17 protein-coding genes and 1 tRNA gene are annotated in these 16,174 nt (G+C 55.3%); 6 read left to right on the forward strand and 12 right to left on the reverse strand.

The features are described 5' to 3' along the window. The first annotated feature begins 216 nt into the window (after positions 1-216). From N037_RS24595 to N037_RS09470, 4 genes are all read left to right on the forward strand, one after another. The gene (locus tag N037_RS24595; protein WP_050511233.1) at positions 217-915 is read left to right on the forward strand and encodes an HGGxSTG domain-containing protein; all 699 of its coding nucleotides are present in this window, start codon (positions 217-219) and stop codon (positions 913-915) included. A 151-nt stretch (positions 916-1,066) separates the two neighbouring features. Continuing rightward, positions 1,067-1,615, forward strand: coding sequence for a hypothetical protein (locus tag N037_RS09460; protein ID WP_032640509.1), 549 nt, complete (start codon positions 1,067-1,069; stop codon positions 1,613-1,615). A 188-nt stretch (positions 1,616-1,803) separates the two neighbouring features. Further along, positions 1,804-2,397: a hypothetical protein gene (locus N037_RS09465; protein ID WP_050511234.1), complete on the forward strand. Its 594-nt coding sequence runs from the start codon at positions 1,804-1,806 to the stop codon at positions 2,395-2,397. A gap of 471 nt (positions 2,398-2,868) precedes the next feature. Next, positions 2,869-3,858 (forward strand): Abi family protein, encoded by a 990-nt coding sequence (locus N037_RS09470; RefSeq protein WP_032640511.1) that lies wholly within the window; start codon positions 2,869-2,871, stop codon positions 3,856-3,858. A 265-nt stretch (positions 3,859-4,123) separates the two neighbouring features. On the opposite strand, the gene N037_RS09475 is transcribed toward N037_RS09470, so the two are convergent. From N037_RS09475 to N037_RS09480, 3 genes are all read right to left on the reverse strand, one after another. Then, positions 4,124-4,597, reverse strand: a complete 474-nt coding sequence (locus N037_RS09475) for an ECs1072 family phage-associated protein (protein WP_050511235.1) — start codon at positions 4,595-4,597, stop codon at positions 4,124-4,126. A gap of 315 nt (positions 4,598-4,912) precedes the next feature. Then, entirely contained in the window at positions 4,913-5,326 is a 414-nt protein-coding gene (locus N037_RS24845) for a hypothetical protein (RefSeq protein WP_156369719.1), read from the reverse strand. 305 nt (positions 5,327-5,631) lie between these two features. Beyond that, a tRNA-Ile gene (locus N037_RS09480) sits at positions 5,632-5,707 on the reverse strand. A gap of 125 nt (positions 5,708-5,832) precedes the next feature. On the opposite strand from N037_RS09480, the gene mug reads away from it, so the two are divergent. After that, positions 5,833-6,339: a G/U mismatch-specific DNA glycosylase gene (gene mug, locus N037_RS09485; RefSeq protein ID WP_023333460.1), complete on the forward strand. Its 507-nt coding sequence runs from the start codon at positions 5,833-5,835 to the stop codon at positions 6,337-6,339. A 100-nt stretch (positions 6,340-6,439) separates the two neighbouring features. On the opposite strand, the gene rpoD is transcribed toward mug, so the two are convergent. The 3 genes from rpoD to rpsU all read right to left on the reverse strand — a co-directional run bounded on the left by rpoD (position 6,440) and on the right by rpsU (position 10,517). After that, complete coding sequence (gene rpoD / locus N037_RS09490) at positions 6,440-8,287, reverse strand: RNA polymerase sigma factor RpoD (protein ID WP_023333459.1); 1,848 nt, start codon at positions 8,285-8,287, stop codon at positions 6,440-6,442. A 153-nt stretch (positions 8,288-8,440) separates the two neighbouring features. Beyond that, positions 8,441-10,186 carry a DNA primase gene (dnaG, locus tag N037_RS09495; RefSeq protein ID WP_023333458.1) on the reverse strand — a complete coding sequence of 582 codons (1,746 nt, stop codon included), beginning with the start codon at positions 10,184-10,186 and terminating at the stop codon, positions 8,441-8,443. Positions 10,187-10,301: 115 nt separating this feature from the next. Further along, positions 10,302-10,517 carry a 30S ribosomal protein S21 gene (rpsU, locus tag N037_RS09500; protein ID WP_001144069.1) on the reverse strand — a complete coding sequence of 72 codons (216 nt, stop codon included), beginning with the start codon at positions 10,515-10,517 and terminating at the stop codon, positions 10,302-10,304. Positions 10,518-10,753: 236 nt separating this feature from the next. On the opposite strand from rpsU, the gene tsaD reads away from it, so the two are divergent. Further along, on the forward strand, positions 10,754-11,767 hold the full coding sequence (tsaD, locus tag N037_RS09505) for a tRNA (adenosine(37)-N6)-threonylcarbamoyltransferase complex transferase subunit TsaD (RefSeq protein WP_023333457.1): 1,014 nt from the start codon (positions 10,754-10,756) through the stop codon (positions 11,765-11,767). Between the two features lie 72 nt (positions 11,768-11,839). On the opposite strand, the gene ureG is transcribed toward tsaD, so the two are convergent. From ureG to N037_RS09535, 6 genes are read right to left on the reverse strand one after another with little or no spacing between them, the layout of a single operon-like run. Next, positions 11,840-12,457, reverse strand: a complete 618-nt coding sequence (ureG, locus tag N037_RS09510) for an urease accessory protein UreG (protein WP_023333456.1) — start codon at positions 12,455-12,457, stop codon at positions 11,840-11,842. Between the two features lie 9 nt (positions 12,458-12,466). After that, positions 12,467-13,141, reverse strand: a complete 675-nt coding sequence (locus N037_RS09515; RefSeq protein ID WP_032640514.1) for an urease accessory protein UreF — start codon at positions 13,139-13,141, stop codon at positions 12,467-12,469. Beyond that, positions 13,141-13,680, reverse strand: a complete 540-nt coding sequence (locus tag N037_RS09520; RefSeq protein WP_032640516.1) for a HupE/UreJ family protein — start codon at positions 13,678-13,680, stop codon at positions 13,141-13,143. The genes N037_RS09515 and N037_RS09520 overlap by 1 nt, the downstream gene beginning before the upstream one ends. 9 nt (positions 13,681-13,689) lie before the next feature. Continuing rightward, the gene (gene ureE / locus N037_RS09525; protein WP_032640519.1) at positions 13,690-14,154 is read right to left on the reverse strand and encodes an urease accessory protein UreE; all 465 of its coding nucleotides are present in this window, start codon (positions 14,152-14,154) and stop codon (positions 13,690-13,692) included. A 9-nt stretch (positions 14,155-14,163) separates the two neighbouring features. Then, the gene (gene ureC, locus N037_RS09530; RefSeq protein ID WP_032640522.1) at positions 14,164-15,867 is read right to left on the reverse strand and encodes an urease subunit alpha; all 1,704 of its coding nucleotides are present in this window, start codon (positions 15,865-15,867) and stop codon (positions 14,164-14,166) included. After that, entirely contained in the window at positions 15,860-16,174 is a 315-nt protein-coding gene (locus N037_RS09535; RefSeq protein ID WP_032640524.1) for an urease subunit beta, read from the reverse strand. The genes ureC and N037_RS09535 overlap by 8 nt, the downstream gene beginning before the upstream one ends.

The raw sequence follows: 16,174 nt of genomic DNA on the forward strand, positions 1-16,174 counted from the left end.
TTTTTGGTTTAATGATTTCGGGAATCATCATGATGCTTCGATCGTCTCAGAGCGCATGTCGGAGGTATGTCTGGCGGGTTTTCTGGCAGAAGATGGCCGAATAATTCGCGGATATGCCTTACCCCATGAGCTGTTAAGAAATAATAAGGTTTCTGGGGTACACACTGCCGGAAGCTAACCATTGAGGCATTCAGGTTTATACAGGAGGAGGGGGGAATGGATAAGGCGCTGAAACGTCATCTTCAGGAGCTGCGCAGGGAGGTCCGGGATTTTCGTGCTTCGCAGATGGAGAAAGAGGCGCAGCATGATGCGATGCGGCAAGCATATTATTCGATCCCACCCAGGTTCAGACCACAACCTGCACCCGGACGTTACGAGCGGGAACCGTGGCCGGATCATTTGCGTGCCATTCCCTGCGGTGCGACTACCCGCAGCGGAACACCCTGCAAAATAACCGTACTCTACCGTAACGGGCGCTGTAAGCTGCACGGTGGCATGAGTACCGGGGCAAAGACAAAGGCCGGGCGGAAGCGTCAGCGTGATGGGTTCCGCGCGTGGCAGGAACGGCAGTTAGCCAGCAAAGCAGGCAGAAAGCGCACCCGGACATATACCAGTGACGTTGCGGGGATTAATGGCGCGACACTGGCCGAAATCAGCGCCAGCGCGACGGAGAAACCATTAAATAAGGTCAGCGGCATTGTGTTGCACTTCACAGGAGAACGCCTCAAAGCGACGCTGGTAAGCGGTCAGAGCGTTGCAGTGCAGTTGACGACCACCAGCCCAAAGTATGGCGGCGTTCGCTGGTGGTATGTATGCCCGGCATGTACCGGGCGGAAAGCCGCACTTTATGTTTCGGGCGAGTCATTGATCTGCCGCCAGTGCGCTGGCCTGCATTATGCAAGTCAGAGTGAATAGCATTCTGACTATCAGAATAAATCACTAAAAAATGATGATGGCCACGACGAGCGCATAACATAATATCCTGCCAAATATTGTGGATTATGCGATTTGCTCCACCAGCAGCAACCGGCGTGAGTGCGTCCAAACATTTACCAGGAAAAACCAAATGAACCAGGCACCGGAAACCACACCAAATAGCGGCGAACCTTCACAGGCCTGCCGGCAGCGCCTTGCTGATACGGCTGTGAACAGGGAGGCGACTGCCGCCGAACGCCTGAGAGCGCGTGTTGACCTTCTGTGCAGTTATATTTCCGACGAGCTGATACCACCTGATGAGCAACCGACGTTTCGTGAGCGCGTTTCTGCGCTGGTGGATGGTACGGATCACATCATGCACGCTGACAGGAAGCTGAGGCAGCTGGAAGACCAGATTTATATCCCTATGCGAGAAGACGCCGCAGCGCGCTTTGACAGCCTCCACAAAGAAAAGCCGGACATGACGGCGGGGCAATTGGTTAAAGCGCTGGTAGGGCCGGAGATTGAGGAATATCGGTCATTACACCCGGAGGCTGGGCAGCAAACTTTGCTGGTGGCGCTGATGCGGTCGTCACCCTGTGCAGAAATCATCATTCAGATGGCGCGCAGCATGAACGATGAGGATCAAGTCATTGCTTTTAGCTGGCGCCCGCAGGAATGGCCGCTGATGGGTTTATGACGATCTTCATTCCACCAGCAAAAAAGCCGCAGATAAATCAATCAGTTAAAAATCCGCATTTTTTTGCTTTTTTCTTAAGCTATCAAAGTCAGCTGTCATGCGGCCTGCGCGTGCTGAAATAGTCATTTTTATGCCGCAAAAAATGCCACTTTCCCAAATGATTTCGATGGGATTTGCGGAGAATCGAAATGAACACTGATTCATCACAAAAACCACGGTTCGTGCATGAGGTTTCCCGGCTTAACGGGAGCAATATTCCGGAGCTGCTGGCGATGGCTGCAGGGGATAAAAAGTTTTTTTGGTTCGGGCTGAATTATGTCCAGGTCGTCCGGCTCGATGCCGCCCCGCATTTTGCGGCTCGCCCGCTATCGCTTTCAGGGAACTGGCACCGAATGCGGCTGGAATCCACGGCAACGGCGTTTAATGGTCAGCGCTGGTGGTACGTCTGCCCGGAATGCGGTAAGCGCAGCGCCGCGATGTACTGGAGCCCGGATAAGTTAGCATGTCGCAAGTGCATGGGGCTGCGTTATCAAAGCCAGTACGAAACGTTTTCGAGCGAATTCGAGCGGCTTTGTCACCGTGTCAGGAAAGAGCGGATCGCTATATGGGGACCGAATGAGCCTGATGTCGAATTCCTGATGCGCAAACCCAGCAGCTTTAAACGTCCAAAGGGTATGCGCAAAAAGACCTTTCGCCGGAAGCTGGAACGCCTGCAGGCGCTTGATGCTTTATGGTCTGGGGTCGCGCTCAGGCATCTTAATTCCTGGACGGATGGGGAGTGAACCAACTTTTACGGGGCTGAACCAACCTCAATTTACCGTATGTTGGTTCGCATAAATCCAGTGCTGGCGCGGGTTACAGCGCCGTGAACCAACTGAACCGACTGAACCGACGTTTTTTCTGTGTCTATATATACGTTTTAATGGGTTACTTTGAGCCACCAGCAAGCTCTCCGGGATTAAGGGCGTAGGAATGGGTTCGGTACACCGAATAAAACAAAAACAATTTCAACGATAGGTATAAACAATCGCCACAACCTATATGTTTAAACTTTTGTTTAAACAACAACATCTAGTGTCTGTCCCTGTTGTTAAGCACACCATAGGGCCCGCTTGCCTGACATGTCAGATTGACATAAAACCTACGTAGTGTAGATTTTCCTTTAACCGAGCCCGATCCCCTGTTTCTCCTTAACGTTAGTTTTGTGAGTCTCACGGTCGGGCCTTTTATTATCTAATCCCCCCAAGACTGCAATGATTGCTGCCAAACCACACAAGGAATACGATCAACAGCTCGCCCTCTTGTTAGATCGCGGCATGGTGATCAGAGACAGTGAACGGGCCATGAGAAAACTTTCTCAGGTCGGTTATTATCGCTTATCCGGCTTCTGGTATACCTCCCGCATTATCCGTGCAAACGATGAGGGCCTTTCCTTCCGTAGCGATGATTTTCTCGATGGGACTTCTTTCGAACAGGCATACGATCTTTATCTTTTCGATAAAAAGCTTCGGCTATTGATGATCGACGCGCTTGAGCGAATTGAAATACACGTTCGCTCAGTGATCGCTCATGAAGTAGGGCGTAATGACCCTCTGGCGTATCGCAATAATGCGTACATAAACCAGCGTTTCCTTAATGACGGCCAACCCAGCACTTATGATAAATGGCTGAGTAAACTTGATCAGAAAATCAGAGATAGCAGGGATGAGTGCATTACCTGGCATCTGAAACAACAGAAAGAAATCCCTTTTTGGGTTGTCGTTGAAACGTGGGATTTTGGTCAGATGTCAAAATACTACGCCATGCTTAATGGCGGAATGCAGGCAAAAATCATTAGACGACTGCAGATAGATAACAAGCAAACCCTTTCTAAATGGCTCCAGTGCCTTAACCTGTTACGTAACCGTTGTGCACACCATTCAAGGATTTGGAACAGGAAGCACCCGGCAGTAACGATACCTCAGAACGAATTTTTTAATGTATTAAGAATTGAAGGCGAAACGAACCAACGCCTTTATAGCGCTATTTGCATTATCTGGTATTTGGTTCGAATGATCGGCCCTAGCTCTAAATGGTTGAGACAGGTTGCCGACCATTTCGATACTAAGCCAAATATGCCTGGCTGCTCGTATCTTTCGATGGGGGTACCGAGAGGTGGGTTTCCTCGGGCCAGGTTCGGTGATGCTTTGGGCTTTGTTCAGGCAGATAATGAAGCGCTTCATCAGGATTCTGAAGGAGCTTAAAATGAGTCAAACACCCGCCAACCTTCCGGCCAGCACACCACCAACATCACGGCAATTCAACGAAACACAATTATCAACAGCTGCGGGAACGGGCACCATGAAAAGCTTACGAGAATAGCCCGCACACTTGGGTGGCGGGCTGAAAGGTGATTAATTAGCTGCCTGACTCATTGGGAAAGGAAGTTCAACAATGTCCCTTGAGTAACACTAGGAAAATTTAGCGGTCACCAGAGTGAAACTAGATGATCTTCAGTCCTTTATAACCTTAATATGGCTTACGTATCCCTTGGATTATCTCGGAAAGAGTAGGATCCCATTCTTGCTCCAGGAGCGGAAGCAATTCGGTTCGATGCGGTTCTTGATTATGAATTGCAAAGGAACGGCTTTGCTTTATGTTCTCCGGCAATTCCAGTATTTCCGATGGGATATCCAGATTTACCAGATCTTGATGAAGCACGGTAAGCATATCTTCAAAAGTAAGCTGAGATATCACTGCAGGGTTCCACCCCGTGCGAACAAACAGTAAATGATTAAGCGCCCGCCTTCCCAAGAGTGGTTCCCATGGGGTGGCGAATTTTTTACGGTGTTCGATTATGAGGATATCAAGCCTTAATAATTGCTCTGCATGAAGCCACGCCTTGTAGTACGGAATTCCTTCACCTTCACTGCTCCATGATCTAATCCCGGCAACTTTGTAAGCATGTTTCTGATACAGCGATTTTAACTTTTCATTATCCATTTGAACCTCCCTCGGCTCTGCTGAATGGGAGCCAAAAGCTTATACCGCGAAAGCAAAACTATTTACGCTTACAGTGCTGGTGGCGCTCGATAATGGTTATGAAAACAGGAACCATCAGCGCAGTTGGTAGAGGGTATATCTATCCCTACGGGGGGGCTCGCCATACGGCCCGCTTTATCAAATTTTTGCACCCGCGAAAAAATTACTGTTAGCAACCCGCCAGCATCGCCCGCACAAGGATCGATAGGATAATTTTATTAATATATGCGCAGAGGCAGTACACCCTTTTTCCGCGATTATCTCTGCGCATTTTAGTTACCACATACACTCTCCGTCAGATACTCCCAGAGAAATCGTGAAATATTGACGAGCCCTCTGCTGCATACAAGATTCGAATTGAGCTTGAAAAGCGGGCATTGCCCCTGCGGGAGATGTAATTATTGCCGTTAAAGTTGCAGCTGCCGCACCTTGAACGGCACATTGCTGGATATCATTCTGGATGCCAGGAATGGAGGGAGCATCCACCTCAGCATATGCGTGAACTCGTTGCTCTGCTGTTTCTAGAGTTGGTGACGGCGTTCCGAAAATGCCATCATTTCGCCAGATTACGCGTGAGCATGGGGTTATGTTTCCCCATCCGAGATCCACTCTTTCGGCATGTGCTATGTCAGGAGCTAAACCCACAAGCGGTATGCTGATAAACAGCGCTTTTGCGGTACCGTGCTTCATTACTTCCCTCCTATTACCAGTCAACTGGCATTAAGAAGAGTGTAAGTATCAGCGAAGCAGAACCAATTAAACCAAATGTATATAATTTTTTATGATATTAATATTTTATTACTAGTTCATTGGTGTTACTAAATAGAGGCGACATCTTCGGAGCTATAGACATTTCGGATGCTAAAACGGAGACATTAGCTATGAACGGTCATAAATTAACCATGTATCACTATGGTTCCCGTTTCAAAATATCCTATAAATATCCTGGAGGATTTGGGGCTGGTGGGTGACTCCCCGCCAGCCCTTGCGGTGTCTGGTGGCCCCTGCTGGACTTGAACCAGCGACCAAGCGATTATGAGTCGCCTGCTCTAACCACTGAGCTAAGGGGCCGTGGCGGTGAATTATAAAGTAACTCCCCGCAGCAATCCAGCCATTCACACCTGCCTGCTGTTTTTATAAACAACGCATAATCAATCCTTTATACTTCCCTGACGATGTATCAAGCGGGAGTAGAGATGATCAACGATATTCTGGCCCCGGGCCTGCGGGTGGTGTTCTGCGGAATCAACCCGGGCAAGTCCTCGGCGCACACCGGCTTTCACTTCGCTCATCCGGGGAATCGCTTCTGGAAGGTGATCTACCAGGCCGGGTTCACCGACAGATTACTCAAGCCGGAAGAGGAGCAGCACCTGCTGGATACGCGCTGCGGGATCACCATGCTGGTCGAGCGGCCAACCGTGCAGGCGAGCGAGGTCAACCTGCATGAGCTGCGCAGCGGCGGACGAGAGCTGGTCAAGAAGATCGAAGACTACCAGCCGGCTGCGCTGGCGATCCTCGGTAAGCAGGCCTACGAGCAGGCGTTCAGCCAGCGCGGGGCTAAGTGGGGTAAGCAGAGCATCACTATCGGCGTGACGCAGGTATGGGTGCTGCCAAATCCGAGTGGGCTCAACAGAGCAACGCTGGATAAGCTGGTAGAGGCGTATCGGGAGCTGGATGAGGCGCTGATGGTGCGGGGGCTTTAGGAGCCTCTGCGGCCTGATGCCCTCACTCTCACCCTCAGCCCACAGGGGGAGGGAATAAAAAAAAGCTCCCGATTGGGAGCTTTTTCACTGTCAGGACCGATTAATCGTCCAGGAAGCTACGCAGCACTTCAGAGCGGCTTGGATGACGCAGCTTGCGCAGTGCCTTCGCTTCGATCTGACGGATACGTTCGCGGGTAACGTCGAACTGTTTACCCACTTCTTCCAGCGTGTGGTCGGTGTTCATATCGATACCGAAACGCATACGAAGGACTTTCGCTTCACGGGCGGTCAGGCCGGCCAGTACGTCGTGCGTCGCAGCACGCAGGCTCTCGGTGGTCGCAGAGTCCAGCGGCAGCTCGAGGGTGGTATCCTCGATGAAATCACCCAGATGCGAATCTTCATCATCACCGATTGGTGTTTCCATGGAGATTGGCTCTTTGGCGATCTTCAGCACTTTACGGATCTTGTCTTCCGGCATCAGCATGCGCTCGGCCAGCTCTTCCGGCGTCGGCTCGCGGCCCATCTCCTGCAGCATCTGGCGGGAGATACGGTTGAGCTTGTTGATGGTCTCAATCATATGCACCGGAATACGGATGGTGCGCGCCTGATCCGCGATAGAGCGGGTGATAGCCTGACGGATCCACCAGGTTGCGTAGGTGGAGAATTTGTAACCACGACGGTATTCAAACTTATCTACCGCTTTCATCAGACCGATGTTGCCTTCCTGAATCAGATCCAGGAACTGCAGACCACGGTTGGTGTATTTCTTGGCGATAGAGATAACCAGACGCAAGTTCGCTTCAACCATCTCTTTCTTCGCACGGCGGGCTTTCGCTTCACCGATGGACATACGACGGTTGATGTCTTTAACCTGCTCGATGGTCAGGCCGGTCTCTTCTTCAATCTGCTGCAGCTTCTGCAGACCGCGATAGACATCGTCCTTCACGTCGTGCAGTTTTTCAGACCACGGCTTGTTCATCGCGATAGCCGCGTTGAACCAGGTTTCGCTGGTTTCGTTGCCGGTGAAGAGGGTGATGAAGTTCTTCTTCGGCATTTTGCACTGCTCAACGCACAGCTTCATGATGATACGTTCCTGGGTGCGTACGCGATCCATCATCACGCGCATGCTGTTTACCAGGTAGTCGAACTGTTTTGGCACCAGGCGGAACTGTTTGAATACTTCAGACAGTTTCAGGATCTCTTCCTGAGCGGCGGCATGGCTGCGGCCTTTCGCTTTGATGGTGTCACGCGTGACTTCGTACTGGGTACGCAGCTCGGCAAACTTCTCGCGCGCCAGCTCCGGGTCGATGCTGTTGTCATCGTCCGCGGTGTCGTCGTCGCTCTCTTCCTCATCTTCGTCTTCGTCATCATCCATCTCTTCCTGAGACAGTTCAGAACCGACGTGAGTGGCGGTAGGCGCCATATCTTCTTCAGCGTTCGGGTCGACAAAACCGGTGATCAGGTCAGACAGGCGCGCTTCTTCCGCTTCAACGCGATCGTACTGCTCCAGCAGATAGGTGATCGCTTCCGGGTACTCGGCAACGGAGCACTGAACCTGGTTGATCCCGTCTTCGATGCGTTTTGCGATGTCAATTTCGCCTTCGCGGGTCAACAGTTCAACGGTACCCATTTCGCGCATGTACATGCGGACCGGGTCAGTGGTACGCCCGATTTCAGATTCCACGCTGGACAGTACCTGTGCAGCAGCTTCTTCCGCATCTTCATCAGTGTTGTTGGAGGTTTCAGCCAGCAACAGATCATCGGCATCCGGTGCTTCTTCCATCACCTGAATGCCCATGTCATTGATCATTTGGATGATATCTTCGATCTGATCTGAATCGACGATATCTTCCGGCAGATGGTCATTGACCTCGGCATAGGTCAGATAGCCTTGCTCCTTACCGCGTTGGACAAGAAGTTTCAGCTGTGACTGCGGGTTTTGCTCCATAAGACGGTATCCACACTTAATTCGTTTGATTGGTGTCGGCGATGGGGCTGCCAACCTTTAAAGCGAGGGCGTACTTATATTTTTGCCGCTGCCTCTCAGTGCGGCTGCCGGGGGCTTCCCGATCGATATTCGGCACTTAAGCCGTTAAATTTTTTATTTCTTCGCCAGTTCCTGGTTAATCATCCAGAGCTCCCGGCGTTCTTCGCTGCTTAAGCCGTGCGTCCGCTCGCGAGCTATCAACTCTTCCTGGCGCAACTCAAGCATCGAATCAAACATATGGTTGAGCGAGTCGGTGAACGTTTTTTCTGCAATGTCCTTATCTGCTATATCGTCCCACATCGACAATTTTTCAAGGGTAGCGGCCTCTTTTGTGCCGCGATAATGCTCTAAAAGTTGTCCGGTGGTCAGACCTGGCTGAGACAAACACGTGTTGACCAGTTCTGAAAATAAGCCAAGTCCGGGCAATTTTTCGTGGTTCAAACCCGCCAGCGACGGCACCTGCGGCGCGAGTTCGGGGTTTTGGACCAGCAACCCTATCAGTATACGCATGGTTGTGCGTTTTAGCTGAGGCGCGGGGCGAACCGCGCCGTTTTCAGCCTGTTTAGGCATTAAACGTTCAAGCTGGCTGTCATCCAGAATGCCAAGCTTGTTGCCTAACTCCTGACGCAGATAGATGCGCAGCGTTTCGCCGGGCACCTGGCTGATTAACGGCAGCGCCAGCGTACTGAGCTGCGCGCGCCCGTCAGGGGTACTCAAATCGACCTGCGGCATCAGGCTGTTAAACAAAAACGTGGAGAGCGGCTGAGCCTGCTCCATCCGCGCTTCAAACGCCGCTTTGCCCTCTTTACGCACCAGCGTATCCGGGTCTTCACCGTCGGGCAGGAACATAAAGCGTAGCTGACGTCCGTCGGTCATGTAGGGCAGCGCGGTTTCCAGCGCACGCCAGGCGGCGTCGCGTCCTGCGCGGTCACCGTCGTAACAGCAGATGACGTTGTTGGTCACCCTGAACAGCAGTTGAATATGATCGGCGGTGGTGGACGTACCCAACGACGCAACCGCGTAGTTGATGTCGTACTGCGCCAGTGCCACGACGTCCATATAGCCTTCGACGACCAGAAGACGCGGAGGTTCCGCATTATTCTGCTGCGCCTCATAAAGACCGTAAAGCTGGCGGCCCTTATGGAAAATATCGGTTTCCGGGGAGTTGAGGTATTTCGGCAGGGCATCACCCAGCACGCGACCACCAAAACCAATTACCCGGCCACGCTTGTCGCGGATCGGGAACATCACCCGTTCGCGGAAGCGGTCGTAGCTTCGTCCCTGGTCGTTAGTGACCAGCATGCCTGCATCGATGAGAGACTTACGATCTTCGCTATTGCCGCCAAAACGCTTTAACACGTTGTCCCAGCCGGGCGGGGCGTAACCAATAGCGAAACGCGCAATGACATCGTCGCTCAGTCCGCGCTTGTTCAGATACTGACGCGCAGGCTCAGCCGCAGAGTGCTTAAGAGACTGTTGGTAAAACGAATTCAGGCCATCCATCAGTTGATACAGCGTTTGCCGTTGATGGCGCTCGATCTGACTTGGGCCACTGCCTGCTTCATACGGCACTTCAAGGTTATGCATCGCCGCCAGCTCTTCGACGGTTTCAACGAACTCGAGCTTGTCGTAATTCATCAAAAAATCGACGGCATTACCGTGTGCGCCACAGCCGAAGCAATGGTAGAACTGCTTTTCACCGTTTACGGTGAAGGAGGGGGTTTTTTCGTTATGGAACGGACAGCACGCATGGTAGTTCTTGCCCTGCTTTTTTAGCTTTACCCGCGCGTCGATGAGATCGACGATGTCGGTTCTGGCAAGCAGGTCATTGATGAAAACGCGTGGGATTCTTCCGGCCATATGCCCCGTTATTTTTAGTGACTCATAAACGAAAACAAGCCGCGCATTCCTTCCGGAAGCACGGCCTTACGACTATTACTCTGTCTGTCAATTGAGGGCTGCGGCCCTCAACCAATTAGTACAGACGAGTACGGCGTGCGTTTTCGCGAGCCAGTTTCTTCGCGTGACGTTTCACAGCGGAAGCTTTAGCGCGCTTACGTTCGGTCGTTGGTTTTTCATAAAACTCACGACGACGAACTTCAGCCAGAACACCTGCTTTCTCGCATGAACGTTTGAAGCGACGCAGTGCTACGTCGAACGGCTCGTTTTCACGTACTTTAATTACCGGCATGTAACTCTCACCTTTAATAAATTCGGTTTGCCGCTGGCATCAACGCCAGCTTATTTCAAAATGGTGCGGAATTTTACTGCAAATGCTGCTGCTTTGTAAAGCACCGATGCGATTTTGAAAGGGACTTTAATAAGGGTGAGGAGTATACACGAGCCTTCTTCCTGGGGCGAACAAAGTTTTACATCAACCCGCCCAGGCTCTACACTGCGCGGTATTGAAACGAGGTAAAACAAGTCATGCGTGTACTGGGTATTGAAACATCCTGCGATGAAACCGGCATCGCCATTTACGACGACGAAAAAGGGCTTCTGGCCAACCAGCTGTATAGTCAGGTGAAATTGCACGCTGACTACGGCGGCGTCGTGCCGGAACTGGCCTCTCGTGACCACGTGCGTAAAACGGTTCCCCTGATTCAGGCGGCGCTGAAAGAAGCGGGATTAACGGCAAAAGAGATTGATGCAGTGGCGTATACCGCAGGCCCGGGCTTGGTCGGTGCGCTGCTGGTTGGCGCGACGGTAGGGCGTTCGCTGGCCTTCGCGTGGGATGTGCCGGCGATCCCGGTTCACCATATGGAAGGGCACCTTCTGGCACCGATGCTGGAAGAGAATCCGCCTGAATTCCCGTTTGTGGCGCTGCTGGTTTCCGGCGGTCATACGCAGCTGATTAGCGTAACGGGCATTGGCAAATACGCGCTGCTGGGCGAGTCGATCGACGACGCCGCCGGTGAAGCGTTCGATAAAACCGCCAAGCTGCTGGGGCTGGACTATCCGGGCGGCCCGATGCTGTCGAAAATGGCGTCGCAGGGAACGGAAGGGCGCTTTGTCTTCCCGCGCCCGATGACCGACCGTCCGGGGCTGGATTTTAGCTTCTCTGGTCTGAAAACTTTCGCGGCGAATACGATCCGTAATAACGATGACAGCGAGCAGACCCGCGCCGATATCGCCCGCGCGTTCGAAGATGCGGTGGTGGATACGCTGATGATCAAGTGTAAGCGCGCGCTGGATCAGACCGGCTTTAAGCGTCTGGTAATGGCGGGCGGCGTGAGCGCTAACCGCACGCTGCGCGCGAAGCTCGCCGAGATGATGCAAAAGCGTCGCGGGGAAGTGTTCTATGCCCGTCCGGAATTCTGTACCGATAACGGCGCGATGATCGCTTACGCCGGAATGGTGCGCCTGAATGCGGGCGCGACGTCCGACCTGAGCGTGTCCGTGCGTCCGCGCTGGCCGCTGGCGGAACTGCCGGAGGCGTGAGTTTCTTTGCCCGGTGGCGCTGCGCTTACCGGGCCTACAAGATCCACGTGTGCTAACGTGCAATAAACCACCCTACACCCGCAACATTCCTTTCTCTTCCAGAAACGCAATAATCGTCGCTAAGCCGTCACCCGCCTTCAGGTTGGTAAACGTCCACGGACGATCGCCGCGCATGCGGTTGGTATCGCGCTCCATCACCTCCAGCGACGCACCGACGTACGGCGCGAGATCGGTTTTGTTGATCACCAGAAAATCGGATTTGGTGATCCCCGGCCCGCCCTTGCGCGGGATTTTTTCCCCTTCGGCCACGTCGATCACGTAAATGGTCAGATCCGCCAGCTCCGGGCTGAACGTCGCGCTCAGGTTGTCGCCGCCGCTTTCAACGAAGATCAGATCCAAATTGCCGAACTTCTCGCTTAACGCTTCCACCGCCGCCAGGTTCATTGAGGCGTCTTCCCGGATGGCGGTATGCGGGCAGCCGCCGGTCTCCACGCCCACGATGCGCTCCGGCTCCAGCGCGCCTGCCTCGGTCAGGATGCGCTGATCCTCTTTGGTGTAGATATCGTTGGTCACCACCGCAAGATGGTAGGTATCGCGCATCGCCTTGCAGAGCGCTTCCAGCAGCGCGGTTTTGCCCGACCCTACCGGGCCGCCCACGCCCACGCGCAGGGGATGTTTGTAATCAGCCATGTTGACTCCTCAGGAACGGAATAGTCGTGAATATTGGGTTTCGTGGCGCGCGGAGGCGATGGCGGACAGCGGCGTTGCTGCTCCCAGCGCGTCGTCGCGACGTAAAAATGCCTGTTCAAAACCAGCGGCGTAGTGATCGCTCAGTTCGATAATCAGCTGCTGCGCGGCCTGTTGCCCAAACGGCACCAGCTTGACGCCCGCCATCACCGCGCTCTCTATCCAACTGTAGCCAATGCTCAGCGCCAGCTCGCGCACGCGAATGCCCCAGCGCACGCCGAGCCAGGCCATGCCGCCGAGCTGGCTTTGCATAAACAGCGGCAGCCATTCCGGCGGACAGTCAGGTTCCCAGCTCTTAATCAGCCGCATAAAGGCCGCCCCGCGGTTGCGCTCCTCTTCGCGCAGCTCACGCGTTTCCCGGCAGGCGAGCAGGTATGCCGTCCAGCGTTTTGCTTTTGTAAGATCGCTTTGCCCACAGGCCTGATAAAGACGGATAAACAGCGGCAGATCGACGCAGAAAAAGCTCTGCTCCATCTGCTGGATTTGCCAGCGTTTAAAGGCCCCGGCATCCGTGACCCAGCCCGCCTCAACGGCCCACTCCAGCCCCTGCGACCAGGTAAACGACCCGACCGGCAGGCTGCTGCTGGAGAGCTGCATCAGGCGCAGCCTCTGGCGGGCGTGCTCCATCAGCTCATCAGCGCCAGCAGGGCGGAGACGATCAGCCCGCCGCCGAAGGTTTTACGCAGGCCGTCGTGACGGCGCAGCAGCAGCCCCGCGGCAAAGCTGGCGCACAGCACCGTGGCGCTGGCCAGCATAAAGCCGCTGGTGAAGAGCCAGAAGCTGTGGCCGGACATCTCCACGCCGTGCGCCCAGCCGTGGAACATCGCCAGAGCAGGCACCGCCAGCAGCAGGCGGTTTTCGGTTTTAAACATCATCACGCCGGATACCGCCAGCGAGGCGATAATCAGCATCTCCATGCCGCTAAAGCCGCCGAGCAGGCTGCCCGCAATCGCGCCGACAAGCATCATCCCGAGGGTGGCTAACGGCAGCAGGAGTTTGCGACCGCTCAGCGCCGAGAGCACGCCCGCGCCGGTCAGCATCAGCAGATGATCGAGCCCGGTCAGCGGGTGGAAGAAACCGGCCTGAAAGCTGTCGGCGCCGTGGCCGGGGTGGGCGAGCGCCGGAACGGAAAAGGCCAGAAGCAGCAGAGGTAAATACTTACGCATGATTAATCCTTAATGTGAATGAGCGTGAGAATGGCTGTGGCTGTGGGCATCGCTGGCGTAAGCGCCCGCTTCCGGTTCAAACGGCAGGCTGGCGTAGGCCACTTCCAGCCCGAACTGGCGCAGCATGTCGTCGAGAACGTGGTCGTGGTGATAGCGCAGCTCGCCGGGCATGATTTGCAGCGGCACGTGGCGGTTGCCCAGATGGTAGCAGGCGCGGGCGAGCAGGAACGGATCGGCGCAGCGCACCACGGAAACTGACTCCGGGGCGGCGATCACTTCGATGACCTCGCTGCCGTCGTCGGTAGTCAGCAGGTCGCCCCCGCGCAGCAGCAGGCCACGCGGCAGCATCAGCCCGGCTTCGCGGCCATCGTTCAGCGCTACGCGGGCGCGGCTTTTCACCCGCACGTCAATCGGCAGCGTGACGCTGGCGGTAATCGGATGCGCATGGTCCAGGCGTTGGGTTAAATAGATCATCATCACTCCTCAAAACAGGAAATAGCGTTGCGCCATCGGCAGAACGTCAGCCGGTTCGCTGGTTATCAGTTCACCGTCGACGCGCACCTCGTAGGTTTGCGAATCGACGGTGATATTTGGCTGCAGGCCGTTGTGGATCATGTCCGCCTTTTTCACCGTCCGGCAGCCTTTCACCACCGCCGTGGCGCTCTGCAGATTGAGCTGCTGCGGGATGGCGTTCGCACTGGCGGCCTGCGAGATAAACGTCAGCCGGGTGGCGTGGCGCGCGGCGCCCAGCGATCCAAACATCGGGCGGTAATGCACCGGCTGCGGCGTGGGGATCGAGGCGTTGATGTCGCCCATCGGCGCGCAGGCGATCATCCCGCCCTTGACGATGGTGGCGGGCTTGACGCCGAAGAACGCCGGGGACCAGACCACCAGATCCGCCAGCTTGCCCGCCTCAATCGAACCGACTTCGTGGGCGATGCCATGGGTGAGCGCCGGGTTAATGGTGTATTTGGCGACGTAGCGCTTTACGCGGAAGTTGTCGTTCTCGCCCGTCTCTTCCGGCAGCGCGCCGCGCTGGACCTTCATGCGGTGCGCCACCTGCCAGGTGCGGATAATGACTTCTCCGACGCGGCCCATGGCCTGCGAATCTGACGACGTGAGCGAGAACGCGCCGATGTCGTGCAGCACGTCTTCCGCGGCGATGGTCTCCCGACGAATGCGGGATTCGGCGAACGCTACGTCCTCGGCGATATCCGGATCGAGGTGATGGCAAACCATCAGCATGTCGAGATGCTCGTCGATGGTGTTCACCGTGTAGGGTAAGGTCGGGTTGGTGGAAGAGGGCAGAATATTCGGGTGCGCGCAGGCGGTGATGATGTCCGGCGCGTGGCCGCCGCCCGCGCCTTCGGTGTGGAAGGTGTGGATGGTGCGCCCGGCGATAGCCGCCAGCGTGTCTTCGACAAACCCGGACTCGTTCAGCGTGTCGCTGTGCAGCGCCACCTGAATATCCATCTCGTTAGCGACCTCCAGCGAGCAGTTGATGGCCGCTGGCGTTGCGCCCCAGTCTTCGTGGATCTTCAGCCCGATAGCGCCGGCGGCAATCTGCTCGCGCAGGGCGTCCGGGTTGGAGCCGTTACCCTTGCCGAGCAGGCCGATATTCACCGGCAGCGTATCGGCAGCCTGCAGCATACGGGCGATATACCACGGCCCCGGCGTGCAGGTGGTGGCGTTGGTGCCCGCTGCCGGTCCGGTACCACCGCCAATCATCGTCGTGACGCCGGAGACCAGCGCTTCTTCCGCCTGCTGCGGGCAGATCCAGTGGATGTGGGTGTCGATCCCACCGGCGGTGACGATCTTCCCTTCGGCGGCGATCACTTCCGTCGCGGCGCCAATCGGGATCGTCACGCCGGGCTGAATGTCCGGATTACCGGCTTTGCCGACGGCGAAGATCCGCCCGTTCTTGACGCCGATGTCGGCTTTCACGATCCCCCAGTGATCGACGATCAGCGCGTTGGTGAGAACCAGATCCACGCAGCCGTCTGCGGTCATCTGCCCCTGACCCATACCGTCGCGGATCACCTTTCCGCCGCCGAACTTAACCTCTTCGCCGTAGACCGTGAGATCGTCTTCCACTTCGATCCACAGCTCGCTGTCGGCCAGCCGCACTTTATCCCCGGTGGTGGGGCCGAACATATCGGCATACGCCCGGCGTGAAATGTCAGCCATGTTTCACCTCACCCATCACCTCGCCGCGAAAGCCGAAAATGCGCTGCGCCCCGGTGACCTGAACCAGCGTGACTTCCCGCTTCTGGCCGGGCTCGAAGCGCACGGCGGTGCCCGCCGGGATGTTCAGCCGGTAGCCCCTGGTGGCTTCCCGATTGAACTTCAGCGCCGGGTTGACCTCGTAAAAGTGGTAGTGCGATCCGACCTGGATCGGCCTGTCGCCGTGGTTTTCGACAACCACGCGTTGGGTTTCACGCCCGACGTTGAGGGCAATGTTTCCGGGCTGGATCCGGTATTCACCTGGGATCAT

This window comes from Enterobacter sp. EGD-HP1 (assembly GCF_000733275.2).
GTDB lineage: Bacteria > Pseudomonadota > Gammaproteobacteria > Enterobacterales > Enterobacteriaceae > Enterobacter.